Genomic DNA, 19,847 nt, shown 5'->3' on the forward strand with positions numbered 1-19,847 from the left:
TGGGACCCGGTTCCTGATCGACGACGAAACGGAAGGCACGAATGGACATCGCGGGATCGAGCGCACTCGTCACCGGCGGCGCGAGCGGCCTGGGGCGTGCGACTGCACGACGGCTGGCCGCATCCGGAGCGATCGTCACGATCGTCGATCTGCCCTCCTCACCGGGCGAGGAGGTGGCCGCCGACCTGGGCGGGCGTTTCGCTCCGGCCGACGTCACCGATCCCGACCAGATGGCGGCGGCGGTCGCCGTCGCCGCCGAGACCGGACCGCTGCGCGTCGTGGTCAACTGCGCCGGGATCGCGCCGCCGGGAAAGGTGCTCGACCGCGACGGCGTGCCGACGCCCCTGGAGACGTTCGAGCGGATCGTGCGCGTCAACCTCGTCGGCACGTACAACGTCATCGCCCAGGCCTCCGCCGTCATGTCGCGCACCGAGCCGGTGCACGAGGGCGGTGACCGCGGCGTCATCGTCAACACCGCGAGCGTCGCCGCCTTCGACGGGCAGATCGGCCAGCCCGCGTACTCGGCGAGCAAGGGCGGCGTGCACGCCATGACCCTCCCGATCGCCCGGGAGCTCGCCCGCTATGGGATCCGCGTCGTCACGATCGCGCCCGGGATCATGGAGACGCCGATGCTGCGCAACCTGCCTCAGGCGGCGCAGGACTCCCTCGGGCAGCAGGTGCCGCACCCCGCGCGCCTGGGCGAAGCCGACGAGTATGCGCGCCTCGTGCTCGCGATCGTCGACAACGGCTACCTCAACGGCGAGACGATCCGCCTCGACGGCGCGATCCGCATGGCGCCGCGATGACCGCCCCCACCGAAGGAACGACGATGAGCGACAGCATCCTGGTCTCGATCGAGGGCGGGCTGGCCCGCGTGACGCTGAACCGTCCGGGGTCTCTCAACGCGATGGACTTCGAGATGGCCGAGCGGTGGCGCGACGCCGCCCGCGCGGCTACGGCCCCGGGTGTGGGCGCGGTGATCCTGGATGCCGCGGGCCCGGCCTTCTGCGCGGGCGGCGATGTCGTGGCGATGGCGACCTCCGGTGCCGCCGGCGCCGACCTGACCGCGACGGCGCACGTCATCCATGAGGGCATCCGCACGTTCGTCGAAGCTCCCGTGCCGGTCGTGGCCGCCGTGCAGGGTGCCGTCGCCGGTGGCGGTCTCGGCCTCATGCTCACCGCCGACTACATCGTCGCCTCGGAGTCGGCCCGCTTCGTCAGCAAGTACGCCAACATCGGGCTCACCCCCGACCTGGGTGTCTCGACGCTGCTGCCGGCGGCGATCGGGCAGCGCCGGGCGCTGCAGCTGCTGCTGCAGGACCGCTCGCTGTCGGCCGCCGAGGCGCTGGAGTGGGGCCTGGTCGCCGAGGTCGTGCCCGTCGCGTCCGTCGCCGCGCGGTCGGAGGAGGTCGCCCGCTTCTGGCTCGACAACGCCACGGCCGCCTTCGGGCAGGCGGCGCGGCTGGTCCGCACCGGCGCGCAGCGCACGTTCGCCGAGAACCTCGACGACGAGGCCCGCACGATCGGCGCCGCCTTCGACACCGCCGACGCGAAGGCGCGCGTGGCCGCGTTCGCCGCCGCATCCTCGAAGCCCCGCGCCTGAAGATCGCCCGGCCGTCGGCGCACGCACACCCCCACGTCACACGCGAAGGAGATCGCATGAGCGAGAACACCCTGGCCGGGAAGACCATCCTGATGTCGGGCGGCAGCCGGGGCATCGGGCTGGCGATCGCCCTGCGGGCGGCCCGGGACGGCGCGAACATCGCACTGCTGGCCAAGACGGATGCGCCGCATCCGCGCCTGGAGGGCACCGTGCACACCTCCGCCGCTGCGATCGAGGAGGCCGGCGGTAAGGCGCTGCCCATCGTCGGCGACGTGCGCAACGAGGACGACATCACCGAGGCGGTGCTGAAGACGCAGGGGGAGTTCGGCGGCATCGACATCGTCGTGAACAACGCCAGCGTCATCGACCTGTCCGGCTCGCTGGAGCTGGCGACGAAGAAGTACGACCTGATGCAGGACGTCAACGTGCGCGGCACGTTCCTGCTCTCCCGGGCGGCGATCCCGATGCTCTCCGACGCTGCCAACCCGCACATCCTGTCGCTGTCGCCGCCGCTGAACACCACCCCGAAGTGGCTGGGGGCCCACACCGGCTACAGCCTCGCGAAGTTCGGGATGACGATGGTCACCCTCGGGATGGCGGAGGAGTTCGCCGACCGCGGCATCGCCGCGAACACCCTGTGGCCGCGCACGACGATCGCGACCGCCGCGGTGCAGAACATCCTCGGCGGCGAGCGGATCATGGCGGCCAGCCGCACGCCGGAGATCTACGCGGACGCCGCGTACGAGGTGCTCACGACGCTTTCGCGCGAGCGCACCGGGCAGTCGCTCATCGTCGAGGACGTGCTGACCGAGGCCGGTGTCACCGACTTCGCCCGCTACGCCGCCGTGCCCGGCACCCCCGACAGCGCCCTGTTCCCCGACATCTTCCTCGACTGAGCCCCCGCCGCATCCGCCGCCCCCGCCGCATCCCGAGAGTGCATCACCTCGGCGAATCCGCACCCAATCCCGTGCACTCTCGCCGGGTCGATGCACTTTCGGGGGCGGGAGGGCGGGGGTACTGTGGCGCGCATGGCGGTGCAGTCGCTGTTCCCGATCCTGCTGACGGGCGACCTGCCGCGGCTCGTGGCGTTCTACGAGGCGGCGATGGATGCCGTCGTCGGCTACCGCTTCACGGATGACAACGGCGCCGACGCGTACGTGTCGCTCACGATCGGGGCCGCCACCCTCGCGATCGGCCGCGACGCAGCGGCCACCGACGCCACCGGCGATCGTGCGGCGCTGTGGTTCTACGTGGACGACGTCGACGCGGCCTTCGCGCGGATGGTCGATGCCGGCGCGGTCACCGTCCAGGAGCCGACGGACATGCCGTGGGGCGAGCGGGTGGCGCAAATGCGCGACCCCGACGGCACCCTGGTGAACCTCGGCGCCCTCGCATCCGCCTGACCTCCTCCGCGAGAGTGCATCACCTCGGCGAATCCGCACCGGATCCGGTGCACTCTCGCCGGGTCGATGCACTTTCGGCGGGGCCGGCGCACCACCGGATGCAGCGGCGCCAGGCTACGCGCGCAGGCCTGCGGCGAAGATCGCGGCCAGGCGCGCGGTGAGGTGTGGGGCGCGGGCCTGGAGGGCGGCAGGCTGCGGCCGCGTGATCACGCCGATCGCCAGCACGAGTTCGACGGGGTCCAGTTCGGCCCGGACGATCCCCCTCGCGCGGGCGGCTGCCAGCAGGGCGGCGACCTCGCCGAGCGCATCGTCCTGCGCCTGGCGGACGGCGGCGGTCAGCTCCGCCGGTGCGCGCAGGGCGAGGGCGTCGGCGAGCGCGCCGAGTTCGAGCCCGACCAGGCGCGTGAGGAAGTCGTCCCACGCCGCCGTCGCTGCGTCATCGACCACGGCCAGGCCGGCGCCGGCGGCGGCGCGGATGTCGGCCAGGATGTCCAGGGCCACCGCGTCGGCGAGTTCGGCGCGCGTGGCGAAGTTGCGGTACAGCGTGGCGATCCCCACGCCGCTGGCTTCCGCGATCGCCTCCAGCGCGACCGACCCGCCGTGCTCGGCGAACAGTCGCCGGGCCTCGTGCAGGATCGTCGCGCGTCGCTTCGCGGCATCCGAGCGCATCTCCACCTCCGCATCCATCGTGTCGGGGAACCCTCCGCGGCGCGACTCCCAGCGAAATCGGAGGATGAGCCTCCGTATAATCGGAGGCTTAACCTCCACTTATCCCGTCTGGATCCCATGGCCGCCCTCACCCCCCTCGACGCCGCTCCCGCAACGGTGCGCCGCACCCCGTCCAAGCCCGTTCTCCTGGTCGGTCTCACCGCCGGGCTCGGCGTCATCCTCGTGGCGCTGCTGATGCTGTTCATCATGCCGTCGCTCAAGAGCGGCGCCCACAACCTCCCGATCGGTCTCGCCGGTCCGTCGTCCGCCGTCACGCAGGTGGAGGAGGGCCTGGATGCGGGGGCCCCCGGCGCTTATACGACGCGGGCATTCGCATCGGAGGCCGCCCTGCGCGACGCGGTGCTCGATCGCGACGTGGTCGGTGGCATCCTCGTGGACGAGGGCGGGGTCCACGCGCTGGTGGTCGGCGCGGGGTCCACGGCGATCTCGGCGACCATCTCCGGCACGGCTCAGAGCCTGGCGGAGAAGGCCGGGACGAGCGCGGAGATCGAGGACGTCGTGCCCCTTCCCGAGTCCGATCCGACGGGGGTCGGCATCGGCGGCCTCGCTTTCCCCCTCGTGTTCGGGGGGATCGTGCCGGCGGTGGCCTTCCGCAAGGTGTTCTCGCGCAGCCTCGGCTGGGCCGTCGGCGGCATCCTCGCCTTCGCGGCCGTGGGCGGCATCGTGGTGGCCGCCGTCCTCATGTTCCTCTTCGGCAGCATCACGACGGCGTTTTGGCCGGTCGCCGCGGCCATGGCCCTCGGGGTCGCCGGCCTCGCGCTCCCGCTGGCTGGCCTGCAGGAAGTGTTCGGAGGCAAGGGCTTCACGATCGGCGCGATGATCATGATGTTCGTCGGCAATCCCCTCGCCGGCATCGCGACCGGCGCCGCGTGGCTGCCGGCGGGGCTCGGCGCGATCGGACAGATCCTCCCGCCCGGAGCCGCCGGTACGCTCGTCCGCTCCGCCGCGTACTTCGGCGGCGCGGGCGGCCTGGCGGCGGGACTGACCCTCGCCGCCTGGGTCGCGGCCGGCGCCCTCCTGCTCGCCGTCGGCGCCCGTCGCACGCACCTCCTCTCGCCTTCCCGCTGAGCGCACCCCACCCACATCCGGAGAGTGCATCACCTCGGCGAATCCGCACCGGATCCGGTGCACTCTCGCCGAGACGATGCACTTTCGGCGGGCTGGGGCAAGAACAGCTTGCGTGCAGGCGGCCCCGGTAGCCTGGAATCCATGACCGATCAGCCCCCCGTGCGCACCACCAAGCCCCGCCAGGTGCGCCCCACCACAGAAGGCTGGTCGCAGAAGAAGGATGCCGAGGGCCGGCCGCTCCTGCAGTTCGCCAGCCCCAAGCGCGGCAAGCCGCCCGTGCACCTGGCCGACCTCACGCCGTCGGAGCGGGTGGCCAAGGTCCAGGAGCTCGGGCTCCCGGGCTTCCGCGCGAAGCAGCTCGAGAAGCACTACTTCACGCACTACACCTCCGACCCGGCGCACATGACCGACCTGCCCGCATCCGGTCGCGACGAACTCGTCGCCGGCATGCTGCCACCGCTGCTCACCGAGGTGCGGCGCCTGGAGACCGACAGCGGCGACACGATCAAGTTCCTGTGGAAGCTGCACGACGGCGCGCTCGTGGAGTCGGTGCTCATGCGCTACCCCGGCCGCATCACGCTGTGCGTGTCGAGCCAGGCCGGATGCGGCATGAACTGCCCGTTCTGCGCCACCGGGCAGGCGGGCCTCACGCGCAACATGTCGGCGGCCGAGATCATCGAGCAGATCGTGCGCGCCAACCGCCTGATCGCCGAGGGCGGGCTCGGTGGGAAGAGCCGTCGCCCCGCCGATGGACCGGGGCAGGCGCCCGAGCGCGTGTCGAACATCGTCTTCATGGGCATGGGGGAACCCCTGGCCAACTACGCCCGCGTCATGCAGGCCGTGCGCGTCATGGTGGACAAGGACCACGGCCTCGGGATGAGCGCGCGCGGCATCACGGTCTCCACCGTGGGTCTCGTGCCGGCCATCACGAAGCTCGCCAACGAGAACATCCCCGTCACGTTCGCGCTGTCGCTGCACGCGCCCGACGACGGACTGCGCGACGAACTGATCCCGGTCAACTCGCGCTGGAAGGTCGACGAGGCCCTCGACGCCGCTCGCGCGTACTTCGACAAGACCGGGCGGCGCGTGTCGATCGAATACGCGCTCATCAAGGACATGAACGATCACGGCTGGCGCGCCGACCTCCTCGCCGAGAAGCTCAACGCCCGCGGCCGCGGATGGGTGCACGTCAACCCCATCCCCCTCAACCCGACGCCCGGCTCGATCTGGACCGCATCCGACGTGCCGGTGCAGAACGAGTTCGTCCGCCGGCTCAACGCGGCCGGGATCCCCACGACGCTGCGCGACACGCGCGGCAAGGAGATCGACGGCGCATGCGGCCAGCTCGTGGCCACAGAAGAGGACCAGGTCGTCGCCGCCGCGACGCCCGTGGGCTGACCGGCGGGGCCGACATGACGGATGCGGTCATCCAGGTCTCGGATCTGAGGAAGACGTATCGCGGCGGCTTCGAGGCGCTGCGCGGAGTGACCTTCGACATCCGCCGCGGCGAGACGTTCGCCCTCCTCGGTCCCAACGGTGCCGGCAAGAGCACCGTCATCGAGATCCTCGAGGGTTATCGCGACCGCTCGTCCGGTGACGTGTCGGTGCTGGGTGTCGACCCCCAGCACGGCGGGCTGGCGTGGAAGGCGCGCCTGGGGATCGTGCTGCAGAACACCGGCGAGGCACCCACCGCGACCGTGCGGGAACTCCTCGCGCATTTCGCCGGCTTCTACCCGAACCCGCGGGGCGTCGACGCCGTCATCGAGGCGGTCGGCCTCACCGCGAAGGCCAAGACGAGCCTGCGCAAGCTCTCCGGCGGCCAGCGCCGCCGCGTGGACGTCGCGCTCGGGATCCTCGGTCAGCCCGAACTGCTCTTCCTCGACGAGCCCACCACGGGCTTCGACCCCGAGGCCCGGCGGCAGTTCTGGGGCCTCATCCGGTCCCTGCAGGACGAGGGCACCACGATCGTGCTGACGACCCACTACCTGGACGAGGCCGCGGTGCTCTCCGAGCGCGCGGCGATCCTGGTGGGTGGGCGGATCGCGTCGCTCGGCCCGATCGACGCGCTCGGCGGCGAGGAGGCGCGCGTGCCGATCGTGCGGTGGGCCGACGAGCACGGCCTGCACGAGGAGCGCACCCGACGCCCCGGCGAGCGCGTGGCTCAGCTGGTCGCCGAGGGTGGCGAGCCGGAGCGGCTGGAGGTCGTGCACCCCAGTCTCGAGGACATCTACCTGTCGTTCCTCGGCGAGGACGCCGCGGAAGCGTCGGAGGTGACGGCGTGACCGCCGTCGCCGCGCGCAGCGCGTCCTTCGGCATCGGCCGCACGCTGCGACTGGGTCTGTCGCGCATCGGCTTCGAGGTGCGCTCGTACTTCCGGCAGGGCGACACGCTCTTCTTCACGTTCCTGTTCCCGCTCGTGCTCCTGCTGATCTTCTCCGTCGTCGCATCCGACGGGTTCGGCCCGCCCGGCGAGGAGATCTCCTCCGCGGCCTACTACCTGCCGGGCATGGTCGCGGCGGGCGTGCTGCTGTCGGGTCTGCAGAACATGTCCATCGACATCGCGATGGAACGCAGCGACGGAACGCTCAAGCGGCTGGCGGGCACGCCGCTGAGCCCGGTGTCGTACTTCATCGGCAAGCTCGGGCAGGTCCTGATCACCGGCATCCTGCAGTCCGCGCTGCTGATCGCCGTGGCCGCGACCCTCTTCGACGTCGAGCTGCCCACCGACCCCGAGCGCTGGCTCACCTTCACGTGGGTGTTCCTGCTCGGGGTGACCACGTGCGCGATCCTCGGCATCGGCTTGAGCGCCGTGCCGCGGTCCGGCCGGAGCGCGGCGGCCGTCGTCATCCCGATCGTGCTGATCCTGCAGTTCATCTCGGGTGTGTACATCGCGTTCTCGTCGCTGCCGGACTGGCTGCAGAACGTCGCGAGCGTCTTCCCGCTGAAGTGGCTCGCGCAGGGGATGCGCTCGGTCTTCCTGCCGGAGTCGTTCGCGTCGGTGGAGCCGTCGGGCACGTGGCAGCACGGGCTCACCCTGATCGTGACGCTGCTGTGGCTCGTGGTGGGCCTCATCGCCGTGCGGCTGACGTTCCGCTGGATCCGCAAAGACGCCTGAATCCGCCGTCAGCGGACGCGGTGACAGGACCGATGCGGATGTCGGCGGGCCGTGGCAGGCTTGCCTGATCCACCCGCGCGTCCGATCGCGCCGCCCTGCCCGGGAGTCCTCGTGCTGGTCTCATTGCTCATCCGTTACCTCAAGCCGTCCCGCTGGCTGCTCGTGGGCGTGCTCGTGTTCCAGGCCGCGTCGGCGCTGGCGTCCCTGTACCTGCCGAGCCTGAACGCGCAGATCATCGACGAGGGGATCGCCCGGGGCGACACCGAGTTCATCTGGCGCACGGGCGTGTTCATGCTCGCGATCTCGCTCTCCCAGATCCTGGCGTCGATCGTGGCGACCTACTTCGCCGCGCGCGCCGCGATGCGCGCGGGCCGCGACATCCGCGACGACGTCTTCGAACGGGTGTCCGCCTTCTCCGAGCGCGAGGTGACCGCCTTCGGCGCCGGCTCGCTCATCACCCGCAACACCAACGACGTGCAGCAGGTGCAGATGCTCGCCATGATGGCGGCGACGTTCCTGGTGACCGCGCCGCTGCTGGCGGTCGGGGGCATCGTGCTCGCTCTGTCGCAGAGCCTCAGCCTGTCGTGGATCATCGCCGTCGCGGTGCCGGTGCTGCTGCTGATCGCCTTCCTCGTGATCAGTCGCATGGTGCCGCTGTTCCGCAGTTTCCAGCGGAAGCTGGATGCGGTCAACCGCGTGATGCGCGAGCAGCTCACCGGCATCCGCGTCATCCGCGCGTTCGTGCGCGAGCCGATCGAGGAGCGGCGCTTCCGCGAGGCCAACACCGACATCATGGTCGTCGGCCGCAAGGTCGGCTCCCTGTTCGTGCTGCTGTTCCCCGCGGTCATGCTGATCCTGAACCTGACGGTCATCGCCGTGCTGTGGTTCGGGGGGATGAAGGTCGACGCCGGCGAGGTGCAGATCGGCACGCTGTTCGCCTTCATGCAGTACGTCATGATCATCCTCTCGGGCGTCATGATGGCGAGTTTCATGACGATGATGATCCCGCGCGCGGCGGTCTCGGCCGAGCGCATCGGCGAGGTGCTCGACACGACCGCGTCCTTCAGCCGGCCTGCCGACGCCCAGCGGGACTTCCCCGCCCGTGGCCGGGTCGAATTCCGTGACGCCGCGCTCACGTACCCCGGGGCGGCGGAGCCGGTCATCGCCGGCGTCTCCTTCGCCGCCGAGCCGGGGGAGACGGTCGCGATCGTCGGGTCGACGGGTGCCGGCAAGACGACGCTGGTGTCGCTCATCCCGCGCCTGTTCGACGCCACCGGCGGCGCCGTCCTCGTCGGCGGCGTCGATGTGCGCCGCGCCGACCTCGACGCCCTGTGGCGCATGATCGGCCTCGTGCCCCAGCGTCCGTTCCTGTTCACCGGCACCGTCTCCTCGAACCTCCGGTTCGGGCGGGAGGAGGCCAGCGACGCCGAGCTGTGGGAGGCGCTGGAGATCGCACAGGCGAGCGACTTTGTCGCGCAGATGCCGGGCGGGCTCGACGCGCCCATCGCACAGGGCGGCACCAACGTCTCCGGGGGGCAGCGGCAGCGCCTCGCGATCGCCCGGGCGATCGTGCACCGGCCCGACATCCTCGTCTTCGACGACTCCTTCTCTGCGCTGGACCTGTCCACCGATGCGCGACTGCGCCAGGCGCTGTGGCGAGAACTGCCCCACGTCACGAAGATCGTCGTCGCTCAGCGCATCTCCACGATCACCGACGCCGACCGCATCGTCGTGCTCGACGACGGTCGCATGGTGGGCCTGGGCACCCACGACGAGCTGGTGGAGAACAACCCGACCTACCGGGAGATCGTCGAATCGCAGCTGGCCGCGGAGGTGACCGGATGACCGGCGAGAACGAACTGACCGACGAGGAGAAGCGCGACCTGGAGCAGGCCGAGCAGGCGCGCATCGGCGCCGACGACTGGAGCGGCGCGGTCGCGCCCGGCAAGCCCGCGCGCTTCGGCCCGTCGTTCCGCCGGCTCCTGGGGCTGCTGCGCCCGAACGCCGTCGCGTTCGTCATCGTCTCGATCCTGGGCGCCATCGGCGTCGTGCTCGCCGTCCTCGCGCCCAAGGTCCTGGCGGAGGCGACGAACATCCTCTTCGAGGGTGTCGTGTCGCGGATGGCACCGGCCGGAGCGACGCAGCAGCAGGTCGTGGACGGCCTGGCCGCGTCGGGCGAGCAGGACCTCGCCAACGTCGTGGCGAACCTGCAGAACTTCCGGCCGGGAGAGGGGGTCGACTTCACCAGGCTCGGGCAGGTCCTCGCCGCCGTCATGGCGCTCTACATCGCCGCCTCGCTGCTGTCGTGGGTGCAGGGCTATGTCATCAACGTCATCATGGTGCGCACGATGTGGCGCCTGCGCGAGCGGGTCGAGGACAAGATCCACAGCCTGCCGCTGAGCTACTTCGACCGCACGCAGCGCGGCGAGCTGATCTCGCGCGTCACGAACGACATCGACAACATCACCCAGATGATGCAGCAGTCGCTCTCCAGCGCGCTGACCTCGGTGCTCACCGTGCTGGGCGTGCTGATCATGATGCTGTCGATCTCGTGGCAGCTCACGCTCGTCGTGTTGATCAGCTTCCCGCTCATGGCCGTGCTGTTCGGGGTGATCGGGCCGCGCTCCCAGAAGGCGTTCGGCACGCAGTGGCGCAAGGTCGGACGGCTCAACGCCCGCGTGGAGGAGTCGTTCTCCGGTCACGCGCTGGTGAAGGTGTTCGGCCGCGAGCAGAGCTCGCGCGAGGCCTTCCGCGTCGAGAACGAGGAGCTGTACCAGGCGTCGTTCAAGGCGCAGTTCCTCTCCAACATCATGATGCCGGCGATGACGTTCATCGGAAACCTGACGTATGTGGGCATCGCGGTCTTCGGGGCGCTCATGGTCGCCAGCGGGCAGCTGAGGCTCGGCGATGTGCAGGCCTTCATCCAGTACTCCCAGCAGTTCACCCAGCCGCTGTCGCAGCTGGGCGGGATGGCCGCGGTCGTGCAGTCGGGCACCGCCTCGGCCGAGCGGGTGTTCCAGCTGCTGGACGAGCCCGATCAGGAGCCGGATGCGGCGGATGCGCCGGCACCGGTGGACGGCGACGGCACGATCGAGTTCGACTCCGTGTCGTTCTCGTACTCGCCCGACCGCCCGCTCATCTCCGACCTGTCCTTCCGTGTGGAGCCGGGGCAGACGGTCGCGATCGTCGGCCCCACCGGCGCCGGTAAGACGACGCTGGTGAACCTCATCATGCGGTTCTACGAGCTCGACGGCGGGCGCATCCTGCTCAACGGCCAGAACACCGCCGAGCTGACGCGCCACGACGTGCGCGCCAAGACCGGCATGGTGCTGCAGGACCCGTGGCTGTTCGCGGGCACGATCCGCGAGAACATCCGCTACGGGCGCGCCGACGCCACCGACGAGGAGATCCTCGAGGCGGCGCGGGCCACCTACGTCGACCGCTTCGTGCACTCGCTCCCCGACGGCTACGACACCGAACTCGACGAGGATGCGTCGAACATCTCGGCGGGGGAGAAGCAGCTCATCACGATCGCGCGGGCGTTCGTGGCCCGCCCGAGCGTCCTGATCCTCGACGAGGCGACGAGTTCCGTCGACACGCGTACGGAGCTGCTCCTGCAGAGCGCGATGGCGGCGCTGCGCCAGGGGCGGACGTCGTTCGTGATCGCGCACCGCCTGTCCACGATCCGGGACGCCGACCTCATCCTCGTGATGGAGGACGGGGCGATCGTCGAGCAGGGCACCCACGAGCAGCTCATCGCCGCCCGTGGGGCCTACTTCCGCCTGTACAACGCCCAGTTCCAGCACGCGGCCACCGATCCCGATGCGGATGCCGCCGACGAGGACGAGCGGCGGGAGACCGAGGGCGCCGGCGTGCTCTGAAATCCGGCGTGCCGGCCGCGGGTTTAGGGCGGGTCCGGGCGCGCGGGCCGCAGCCCGAACTCCGCAATTCTCGCTACGGGAATCGGTTGGAGCCGGCTTTCGCGGGCATGTCGGTGCCGGTTTTGAGGAGTTCGGTTTCAGGCGGACAGCTGATCGGCGGTGGACGTCCCGCGGGGCCCGCCGTGACGACGAGGCCGATCCCCGCCCGGCCTGACGGGCCCGCTCATCCACCGGTCGGTGGAGACGGGAAACCCACCGGACGGTCGTCGCGGCGGGATGCCCCCGGGCGAGAGCCTGGGGCCATGACAGATCCAGTGGTGCAGGTGGAGAACCTGCACAAGACCTACCGCGGCGGCTTCCACGCCCTCCGCGGCGTGAGTTTCGACATCCGGCAGGGCGAGACCTTCGCGCTACTCGGGCCCAACGGGGCCGGCAAAAGCACGGCCATCGAGATTCTCGAGGGATACCGCGACCGCAGCCGCGGTCGCGTATCGGTGCTGGGCACCGACCCCCATCGCGCGACGCTGGAGTGGCGGGCCCGGCTGGGTATCGTGCTGCAGAACACCGGCGAGGCCCCCAGTGCGTCCGTGCGTGAGCTCCTCACGCACTTCGCCGGCTTCTACCCGCGTGCACGCGACGTCGACGAAGTGATCGGCGCGGTCGGTCTCGCCGACAAGGCGAAGACGCCCGTGCGTCGCCTGTCCGGAGGGCAGCGGCGGCGGGTCGACGTCGCCCTCGGCATCATCGGACGTCCGGAGCTGCTCTTCCTGGACGAGCCGACGACCGGGTTCGATCCGGAGGCGCGGCGGCAGTTCTGGGACCTCATCCGCGGTCTGCAGGGGGAGGGCACCACGATCCTCCTCACGACGCACTACCTCGACGAGGCCGCGGAGCTGTCCCAGCGCGCGGCCATCCTGGTCGGGGGCGAGCTGGCCTCGCTCGGACCGATCGACAGCCTCGGCGGCCCCCAGTCACGCGTTCCGGTCGTGCGCTGGCACGACGGCGGGCGGCTGCGCGAAGAGCGCACCGAGCAGCCCGCAGAACTGGTCGCGCGGCTGTTCGCCGCCGAGGCGGGCGAACCCGCCTCCCTCGAAGTCGTCCGGCCGAGCCTGGAAGACATCTACCTGTCCTTCCTCAAGCCCTCCGCATCCATCCAGACCGAAGGAGTGAGCGCATGACCGCCACGCTTCCCACCGCCGCCCCGGCCGTGAGCCGCCCCGCCACCCCGCGTGGTGGCCGGCGCCTGCTGCGACGGGGCCTGTCTCGCATCGGGTTCGAAGTGCGCTCGTACTTCCGTCAGGGCGACTCGGTGTTCTTCACCTTCCTGTTCCCGGTGCTGTTCCTGCTCATCTTCGCCGTGGCGTTCAGCTCCGACACCTTCGGCCCTCCGGGAGACGAGGTGTCGTCGGCCGCGTACTACCTGCCGGGCATGCTCGCCGCGGGACTGCTGTTGTCGGGCACCCAGAACCTCGCCATCGACATCGCGATGGAACGCAGCGACGGAACCCTCAAGCGCCTGGGCGGGACGCCACTGTCGCCCATCTCCTACTTCATCGGCAAGCTCGGCCAGGTGCTGGTGACCGGTGCGCTGCAGGCGGCGCTCCTGATCGCGGTCGCCGTGCTGGCCTTCGGGGTCGACCTGCCCACCGAGCCCGAGCGCTGGGCGACGTTCGCGTGGGTGTTCCTGCTCGGTGTGACCACGTGCGCGATCCTCGGCATCGGCCTGAGTGCGATCCCGCGCAGCGGGCGGAGCGCGACGGCCGTGGTCATCCCGATCGTGCTGGTGCTGCAGTTCATCTCCGGGGTGTTCATCCAGTTCTCGGTGCTCCCCGAATGGCTGCAGAACATCGCGAGCGTCTTCCCGCTGAAGTGGCTCGCCCAGGGTATGCGATCGGTGTTCCTCCCCGAGGCCTTCGCCACCGCGGAGGCGACGGGGTCGTGGGAGCACGGCCTCACGCTCCTGGTGACGCTCGCGTGGCTGGTCGGGGGGCTCATCGTCGTACGGGCGACATTCCGCTGGATCCGCAAGGATGGCTGAATGAACCAGGTCAGCGACCGGCGCGCGGTCCCCTCCCGGTGGTGGGCCGTCGCGCTGGTCGCCGTCGCGCTGGCGTGCTGCGTGGTCACCGCGATCGAGTTCGCGTCGGGAGCCGGGTCGGCGCTGGACGTCGCGCTCGTGGTGGCCGGGGTCATCGCGTACGTCCTCTTCTTCGCCCTCGTCACACGGCCGGCGGCGGAGGGATCAGCGCGGGCATGGGCGTCGGTCGTCGTCACGGTGACGGCGGCGGGCGCCCTCACGGCGGTGGAGGCCGGCAACGCGCTCTTCCAGTTCTGGATGTATCCGCTGATCTGGGTCCTCACCGCCACGATCCCCGCGGCCGTCATCACCTCCGCCGTCGCCGCGGTCGTCGTGTTCGCCGGCTTCGCCGTGAGCATGGGGTCCGACCCGGAATGGGCGGCGAACGCCGCACTGACGCAGGCGATCTCGTTCGGCGTCAGCGTCGTGCTGGGGCTGTGGATCACGAACGTCTACCAGTACGCCGAAGAGCGCGAACGTCTGCTGGCGGAGCTGACGGCCGCCCAGGACGAGGTGGCGGCGCTGCACCGTCACGCGGGCGTCACCTCCGAACGCGCGCGTCTCTCGCGCGAACTTCACGACACGATCGCGCAGTCACTGGCGGGCACGGTGCTGCTCGCGCAGCGCGCTCGCCGCGAGGCGGCCGGCGGCGGGGCGGTCGACGACACGCTGGCGCTGCTGGAGGAGTCCGCGCGCAGCGCGCTCGCCGAGACGCGGGCCCTCGTGGCCGGCAACGCCCCGATCGAGTTGCGCGGCGGGGGCGTGATCGACGCGCTGCAGGCCCTGGCCGACCGGTTCGCGCGGGAGACGGGCACGCACGTCGATGTGGACGCGGCCGTCGCGATCCCGTTGGACCGCGAGAGCGAGGTCGCGCTGCTGAGGTGCGCGCAGGAGGCCCTCGCGAACGTGCGCGCCCACGCGGGTGCGCGCAGCGTGCGGTTGAGCCTGCGGGCTGGGGAGGGATGGGCCGAGCTCCGCGTGCGCGATGACGGGCGCGGTTTCGACCCTGACGCGCCGTCGGCGGGGTTCGGGCTCAGCGGCCTCCGTGCCAGGGTCGGCCTCCTCGGGGGCGACCTCGTGGTGGACGGCACCCCGGGTGCGACCACCCTCCTCGCCCGCGTCCCGGCGGGAGCATCCGCATGATCCGGGTCCTCATCGTCGACGACCACCCCATCGTGCGCACGGGGCTGGGGGGTCTCGTCGATGCCGCCCCCGACCTCCAGGTCGTGGGCACGGCGGCCACGGGGGAGGATGCGGTCGCGGCGGTCGAAGCGGCGCCACCCGATGTCGTGCTGATGGACCTGCGCATGCCGGGGATGGACGGCGACGAGGCCACCGGCCGCATCCTCGCCGTCGCTCCCGAGGCCCGTGTGGTCATCCTCACCACCTACGAGACCGACGACGCCATTCTGCGGGCCATCGGCGCCGGTGCCAGCGGCTACCTCCTCAAGGCCGCGCCGGAGGACGAACTGCTCGCGGGGATCCGTGCCGTCGCGGCGGGGGAGGTGGCCCTCGCCCCCAGCGTCGCGCGCGTGCTGGTTCGTCAGGCCTCGCATCCGCGGCCGCCCGCTCCTGTGCTGACCCCGCGGGAGCGGGAGGTCCTGAGCCTGGTGGCCGCCGGCTTGAGCAACCGCGCCATCGGTTCCCGGCTGCACGTCGGTGAGGCCACGGTCAAGACGCATCTTCTGCACGTGTTCGCGAAGCTGGAGGTGGATGACCGCACCCGAGCGGTCACGAGGGCGATGGAGCTCGGCCTGCTGGCTCGCTGAGCACGGGCCGGGCACGGGCGCGACGCGGATACCGTAGGGGGATGGTGAACTATCGGTACCTCGGAAACAGCGGCCTGAAGATCTCGGAGATCACGTACGGGAACTGGGTGACGCACGCGTCGCAGGTCGAGGATGACGCGGCTGTGAAGACCGTGCACGCCGCGCTGGATGCCGGCATCACGACGTTCGACACCGCCGACACGTACGCCAACACCGCCGCCGAGGTCATCCTCGGGAAGGCCCTGCAGGGGCAGCGACGCGAGTCGCTCGAGATCTTCACGAAGGTGTACTTCCCCACCGGCCCCAAGGGACCCAACGACACCGGGCTCAGCCGCAAGCACATCTTCGAGTCGATCCACGGATCGCTCACGCGCCTCGGCACCGACTACGTCGACCTCTACCAGGCCCACCGTTTCGACTACGAGACGCCGCTGGAGGAGACCTTCCAGGCCTTCGCCGACCTCGTCCGCCAGGGCAAGGCGCTCTACATCGGGGTCTCCGAGTGGACCGCCGAGCAGCTGCGCGCAGGTCACGCGCTCGCGAAGGACCTCGGCATCCAGCTCATCTCCAACCAGCCGCAGTACTCCATGCTGTGGCGCGTCATCGAGGGCAAGGTCGTCCCGGCCAGCGAAGAGCTCGGCATCTCGCAGATCGTCTGGTCGCCGATGGCGCAGGGCGTGCTCAGCGGCAAGTACCTGCCCGGCCAGCCGGTGCCCGAGGGCTCCCGCGCCACGGACGAGAAGAGCGGCGCGACCTTCATCAAGAGCTTCCTGCGCGACGAGGTGCTCACCGCCGTCCAGCGCCTGAAGCCCATCGCCCAGCAGGCGGGGCTCACGATGCCGCAGATGGCGATCGCGTGGGTGCTGCAGAACCCCAACGTCGCCGCGGCACTGGTCGGGGCATCCCGGCCCGAGCAGCTCGCCGACACGGTCAAGGCCTCGGGCGTCACGCTCGACGCCGACACGCTCGCCGCGATCGACGAGGCCCTCGGCGACACCGTCAACCGCGACGCGGAAGACACCTACACCGTCTCGCCGAAGCGCCGGCTGACCTGACATGGCGGCCAGGAGCGCCGGCATCCTGCTCTACCGCCTGAGCGGCGAGGGCGTGGTGCGGGTGCTCCTGGCGCACATGGGCGGGCCGTACTGGGCGTCCAAGGACGCCGGAGCGTGGTCGATCCCCAAGGGCGAGTACGACATCGACGCCGAGGGCGCACTGGATGCGGCACGCCGCGAGTTCCGCGAGGAGCTCGGGGTCGATCCGCCCGACGCCGAGTACGCGGCGCTCGGCACCTTCGCGTATTCGTCGGGTAAGAAGATCGTGGTGTTCGTCGCCGACGGTGACGGATTCGACCCGGCCGCCGACGAGCTCGACTTCGGCGAGTTCGACCTGGAGTGGCCGCCCCGCTCGGGGAGGACGGCGCGCTTTCCCGAGGTCGACCGCATCGAATGGTGCACGCCCGACGAGGCACGCGAGCGCCTCGTGAAGGGTCAGCGCCCCGCGCTCGACGCCCTCCTCGCACACCTCGCGGAGATCTGACCCTGCCGCGCGACGGGCGGGGGCCTCACTCGGCGGGTGCCAGTTGCCGCCCGCGCATGAGGGCGAGGGCCAGGGCGGTGCCGGCGACGGCCGCCGTGACGAGCCACCACAGCCCGCGCGGGTCGACGTCGCTGCCGGCCACGACCGGGGTGATGGCGATCGGCGACAGGTTCACGACGGCGTCGGGAAAGCCCAGGAGCGGCCCGAACAGGCCGACGACGGTCGCGAGCGCGATGAGCGTCCAGCCCACGGCGATGCTCAGCCGCGGGGCGACGACGAAGACGACTGCGGCTGCCGCCCCGAAGACCGCCGCCGCGGCCACCTGACCGAGGCCGGCGATCAGGGCCACCTCCGCCAAGGACCAATCCGGGTCCTCCAGCGACGCCAGGCCGAGGATCGCTCCTCCGATCGCGCTGCCGACGGTGGCCAGGATGGCCGCTCCCGCGATGACGAGATACCCCGCAAGCCAGCGCACGGGACCGACGGCGGCGGCACGCACCGGCTCCGCCGTGCCGCGCACTTCCTCCTGGCGGGCGCGGACGACGGTCTGCACACCGGCGCACGCGGCCAGGACGCCCGTCAGCGTGAAGAAGATCGTCACCGTGTCCTGCGCGAGCGTTCCGTTCGTCCCGAGCGCGGCGAGGAGGGCTTCCACCGACGGGATGGTGTCGCCGATCCGTGAGATGAGGTCGGACAGCCGGGTCGACAGCAGCCCGACGAGCAGCCCGGCGACCGCCCACCCCAGCATCGCGCCCCGCGACAGCCGCCAGCTCAGTCCCCACGGGCCCGCGAGAGCGCGCGTCGCCGTGGAACGAGCGAGGCGCTCGGGCAGCAGACTGCCGCCGAGATCGCGGCGGGCCTGCACGAGACCGGCTGCAGCCGCGCACACGGAGGCCAGCAGGGCGCTCAGGACGAGCGGGCGCGGATCGTCCGCATCGAACGGGCGCGTGTTCTCCGCCCAGCCGAACGGCGAGAACCACGCCAGTGGCGCACTCTCCATCTCCTGCAGGTCGGCGCGGGGGGTTCCGAGGGCGTTGCCGATCCCACACGCCAGATAGCTGAGGAGGATCGCCCAGACCGCGACCGCGTTCGCCGCGCGCGCGGTGCGCACGAGTTGGGCCGCCAGCAGTGCGAAGCCCAGGAAGACGATGCCGGTGACGCCGCTGGCCGCGCCGGCGAGGATGCTCCCGCCCCTGCCCAGGCCCAGCAGGATAAGGGTCGTCGAGACGAGGAGGGCGAGCACCGCATTGGCCAGTACGCCGTGCGTCAGGGTGGCGACCAGGGGGACGACGCGTCCGGCGGGAGTGGCCGCGACGAGCTCGGCTCGGTCGAGCTCCTCGTCGGCACGCGTGTGGCGCACCGCGAGGAAGCTGCTCATGAACGCGGCCAGGAGGGCGAGGAACGGCAGGATCAGGAACGCGATGAACGCGCCCTCCTCCGACCCGGACGGCAGTCCGCGGAAGAGGAGGATGACGGGATTGGCGATCGCCGCAGCCAGCAACGCGGTGCGATCCTGCTCCGTGCCGAACGTTTCGCGGACACCGGTGTAGGCGGCGGCCGCGAGCGCGACCGTGCCGAGGATCCACAGCGCCAGCTGAAGGACGTCGCGCCGCGCGCGGTGACGCAGGAGCAGGAGGAATCGCGTCACGACGGCGCCTGCTCGCCGGCCACGTCGTCGCCGTAATGGCGGAGGAAAAGCTCCTCGAGTGAGGCGGGTTCGATGCGCAACCCCGCGACGTCGGCGTCGACGAGGGCGGGAAGCACCGCGACCACGCGATCGCTGTCGACGGTGAACCGCATGCGCCCCTGGCTCACCTCCAGGTCGTGGGCGTCGGGCACGGGTGGCAGTACTTGCCCGTCCGGCGCGGCGAAGGAGACCTGCGTGCGGGTCAGGTGGCGCAGCTGGCTGAGCGAGCCGCTTTCGACCACCCGGCCCGCGCGGATGATGCTCACCCGGTCGCACAGCTGCTCGACCTCGGACAGGATATGGCTGGACAGCAGCACCGAACTCCCCGCTTCCCGCACGCGCATCAGCTCCCGCTGGAACACCATCTCCATCAGCGGGTCGAGCCCGCTCGTGGGTTCATCGAGGATGTAGAGGTCGGCGGGAACGGCGAACGCGGCGATGAGGGCGACCTTCTGTCTGTTGCCCTTGGAGTACGCACGGCCCTTTTTGCGGGGATCGAACTGGAAAGCCTCCTGGAGGCGCGCCCGTTCGTCGCGGTAGGCGGCGGAGCGCCCGCCCCCGCGAAGCCGGCACAGGAGGTCGATGGCTTCGCCGCCGGAGAGGTTCGGCCACACGCTGACGTCGCCGGGGACGGAGGCGATCCGTCGATGCAGCCTGACCGCATCGCGCCACGGATGACCTCCGAGGACGGACGCCTCGCCGCCGCCGGCGCGTGCGAGGCCGAGGAGGATCCGGATCGTCGTCGACTTCCCCGCTCCGTTCGGGCCGAGGAACCCGTGGATCTCGCCGGGTGACACGTCGAGGTCGAGCCCATCGAGCGCCAGAACGCGTCCGTAGCGCTTCTGCAGCCCGCGCGTGCGGATGACAGCTTCCATGGGCGGGACGCTACGCCGGTGCGGGGTTGGTGGCATCCCCCCGGACCGGCATTTGCGGAATGCGATGCCGGCCCGGCACACTGGGGCCGGCGAAGGAGCAC

The 19,847-nt window shown here is 71.1% G+C and carries 19 protein-coding genes; 16 read left to right on the forward strand and 3 right to left on the reverse strand.

The window, feature by feature from the left end; translation table 11 throughout:
• Positions 1 to 41: 41 nt before the first annotated feature.
• The 4 genes from E4V99_RS07940 to E4V99_RS07955 all read left to right on the forward strand — a co-directional run bounded on the left by E4V99_RS07940 (position 42) and on the right by E4V99_RS07955 (position 3,006).
• On the forward strand, positions 42 to 806 hold the full coding sequence (locus E4V99_RS07940; protein WP_135069808.1) for an SDR family NAD(P)-dependent oxidoreductase: 765 nt from the start codon (positions 42 to 44) through the stop codon (positions 804 to 806).
• Positions 807 to 829: 23 nt separating this feature from the next.
• Positions 830 to 1,603: an enoyl-CoA hydratase-related protein gene (locus E4V99_RS07945; protein WP_135069805.1), complete on the forward strand. Its 774-nt coding sequence runs from the start codon at positions 830 to 832 to the stop codon at positions 1,601 to 1,603.
• Between the two features lie 56 nt (positions 1,604 to 1,659).
• Positions 1,660 to 2,499, forward strand: a complete 840-nt coding sequence (locus E4V99_RS07950) for an NAD(P)-dependent oxidoreductase (protein WP_135069802.1) — start codon at positions 1,660 to 1,662, stop codon at positions 2,497 to 2,499.
• Positions 2,500 to 2,631: 132 nt separating this feature from the next.
• Positions 2,632 to 3,006 carry a VOC family protein gene (locus E4V99_RS07955; RefSeq protein WP_135069799.1) on the forward strand — a complete coding sequence of 125 codons (375 nt, stop codon included), beginning with the start codon at positions 2,632 to 2,634 and terminating at the stop codon, positions 3,004 to 3,006.
• Positions 3,007 to 3,120: 114 nt separating this feature from the next.
• Here E4V99_RS07955 and E4V99_RS07960 read toward each other — a convergent pair whose 3' ends face one another.
• Positions 3,121 to 3,693: a helix-turn-helix domain-containing protein gene (locus E4V99_RS07960; protein ID WP_209305599.1), complete on the reverse strand. Its 573-nt coding sequence runs from the start codon at positions 3,691 to 3,693 to the stop codon at positions 3,121 to 3,123.
• Between the two features lie 99 nt (positions 3,694 to 3,792).
• Between E4V99_RS07960 and E4V99_RS07965 the strand changes: the two genes are divergently transcribed.
• The 12 genes from E4V99_RS07965 (at position 3,793) to E4V99_RS08020 (ending at position 17,184) form a co-directional block, all read left to right on the forward strand.
• Positions 3,793 to 4,803, forward strand: coding sequence for an ABC transporter permease (locus E4V99_RS07965; protein ID WP_135116867.1), 1,011 nt, complete (start codon positions 3,793 to 3,795; stop codon positions 4,801 to 4,803).
• 141 nt (positions 4,804 to 4,944) lie between these two features.
• On the forward strand, positions 4,945 to 6,201 hold the full coding sequence (rlmN, locus tag E4V99_RS07970; RefSeq protein ID WP_135069793.1) for a 23S rRNA (adenine(2503)-C(2))-methyltransferase RlmN: 1,257 nt from the start codon (positions 4,945 to 4,947) through the stop codon (positions 6,199 to 6,201).
• A 14-nt stretch (positions 6,202 to 6,215) separates the two neighbouring features.
• Positions 6,216 to 7,085: an ABC transporter ATP-binding protein gene (locus E4V99_RS07975; RefSeq protein ID WP_135116868.1), complete on the forward strand. Its 870-nt coding sequence runs from the start codon at positions 6,216 to 6,218 to the stop codon at positions 7,083 to 7,085.
• Positions 7,082 to 7,918 (forward strand): ABC transporter permease, encoded by an 837-nt coding sequence (locus tag E4V99_RS07980; protein WP_240742742.1) that lies wholly within the window; start codon positions 7,082 to 7,084, stop codon positions 7,916 to 7,918. The genes E4V99_RS07975 and E4V99_RS07980 overlap by 4 nt, the downstream gene beginning before the upstream one ends.
• A gap of 111 nt (positions 7,919 to 8,029) precedes the next feature.
• Positions 8,030 to 9,763: an ABC transporter ATP-binding protein gene (locus E4V99_RS07985; RefSeq protein ID WP_135116869.1), complete on the forward strand. Its 1,734-nt coding sequence runs from the start codon at positions 8,030 to 8,032 to the stop codon at positions 9,761 to 9,763.
• Complete coding sequence (locus E4V99_RS07990) at positions 9,760 to 11,799, forward strand: ABC transporter ATP-binding protein (RefSeq protein ID WP_135069786.1); 2,040 nt, start codon at positions 9,760 to 9,762, stop codon at positions 11,797 to 11,799. Before E4V99_RS07985 ends, E4V99_RS07990 begins: the two co-directional genes overlap by 4 nt.
• A 302-nt stretch (positions 11,800 to 12,101) precedes the next feature.
• Positions 12,102 to 12,977 (forward strand): ABC transporter ATP-binding protein, encoded by an 876-nt coding sequence (locus tag E4V99_RS07995; protein WP_135069783.1) that lies wholly within the window; start codon positions 12,102 to 12,104, stop codon positions 12,975 to 12,977.
• Positions 12,974 to 13,837, forward strand: coding sequence for an ABC transporter permease (locus tag E4V99_RS08000; RefSeq protein ID WP_135069780.1), 864 nt, complete (start codon positions 12,974 to 12,976; stop codon positions 13,835 to 13,837). The genes E4V99_RS07995 and E4V99_RS08000 overlap by 4 nt, the downstream gene beginning before the upstream one ends.
• Positions 13,838 to 15,019, forward strand: a complete 1,182-nt coding sequence (locus E4V99_RS08005; RefSeq protein WP_135116870.1) for a sensor histidine kinase — start codon at positions 13,838 to 13,840, stop codon at positions 15,017 to 15,019.
• On the forward strand, positions 15,016 to 15,645 hold the full coding sequence (locus tag E4V99_RS08010) for a response regulator transcription factor (RefSeq protein WP_135116871.1): 630 nt from the start codon (positions 15,016 to 15,018) through the stop codon (positions 15,643 to 15,645). The genes E4V99_RS08005 and E4V99_RS08010 overlap by 4 nt, the downstream gene beginning before the upstream one ends.
• Before the next feature lie 41 nt (positions 15,646 to 15,686).
• Positions 15,687 to 16,700 (forward strand): aldo/keto reductase family protein, encoded by a 1,014-nt coding sequence (locus E4V99_RS08015; RefSeq protein WP_135116872.1) that lies wholly within the window; start codon positions 15,687 to 15,689, stop codon positions 16,698 to 16,700.
• Position 16,701: 1 nt separating this feature from the next.
• The gene (locus E4V99_RS08020) at positions 16,702 to 17,184 is read left to right on the forward strand and encodes an NUDIX domain-containing protein (RefSeq protein WP_135069768.1); all 483 of its coding nucleotides are present in this window, start codon (positions 16,702 to 16,704) and stop codon (positions 17,182 to 17,184) included.
• Between the two features lie 25 nt (positions 17,185 to 17,209).
• On the opposite strand, the gene E4V99_RS08025 is transcribed toward E4V99_RS08020, so the two are convergent.
• Positions 17,210 to 18,832, reverse strand: a complete 1,623-nt coding sequence (locus E4V99_RS08025) for a polyketide antibiotic transporter (protein ID WP_135116873.1) — start codon at positions 18,830 to 18,832, stop codon at positions 17,210 to 17,212.
• Positions 18,829 to 19,746, reverse strand: a complete 918-nt coding sequence (locus E4V99_RS08030) for an ABC transporter ATP-binding protein (RefSeq protein ID WP_135116874.1) — start codon at positions 19,744 to 19,746, stop codon at positions 18,829 to 18,831. Before E4V99_RS08030 ends, E4V99_RS08025 begins: the two co-directional genes overlap by 4 nt.
• Positions 19,747 to 19,847 lie beyond the last annotated feature (101 nt).

The sequence above is a fragment of the Microbacterium sp. dk485 genome (genome assembly GCF_004570445.1).
GTDB classification, from domain to species: domain Bacteria; phylum Actinomycetota; class Actinomycetes; order Actinomycetales; family Microbacteriaceae; genus Microbacterium; species Microbacterium wangchenii.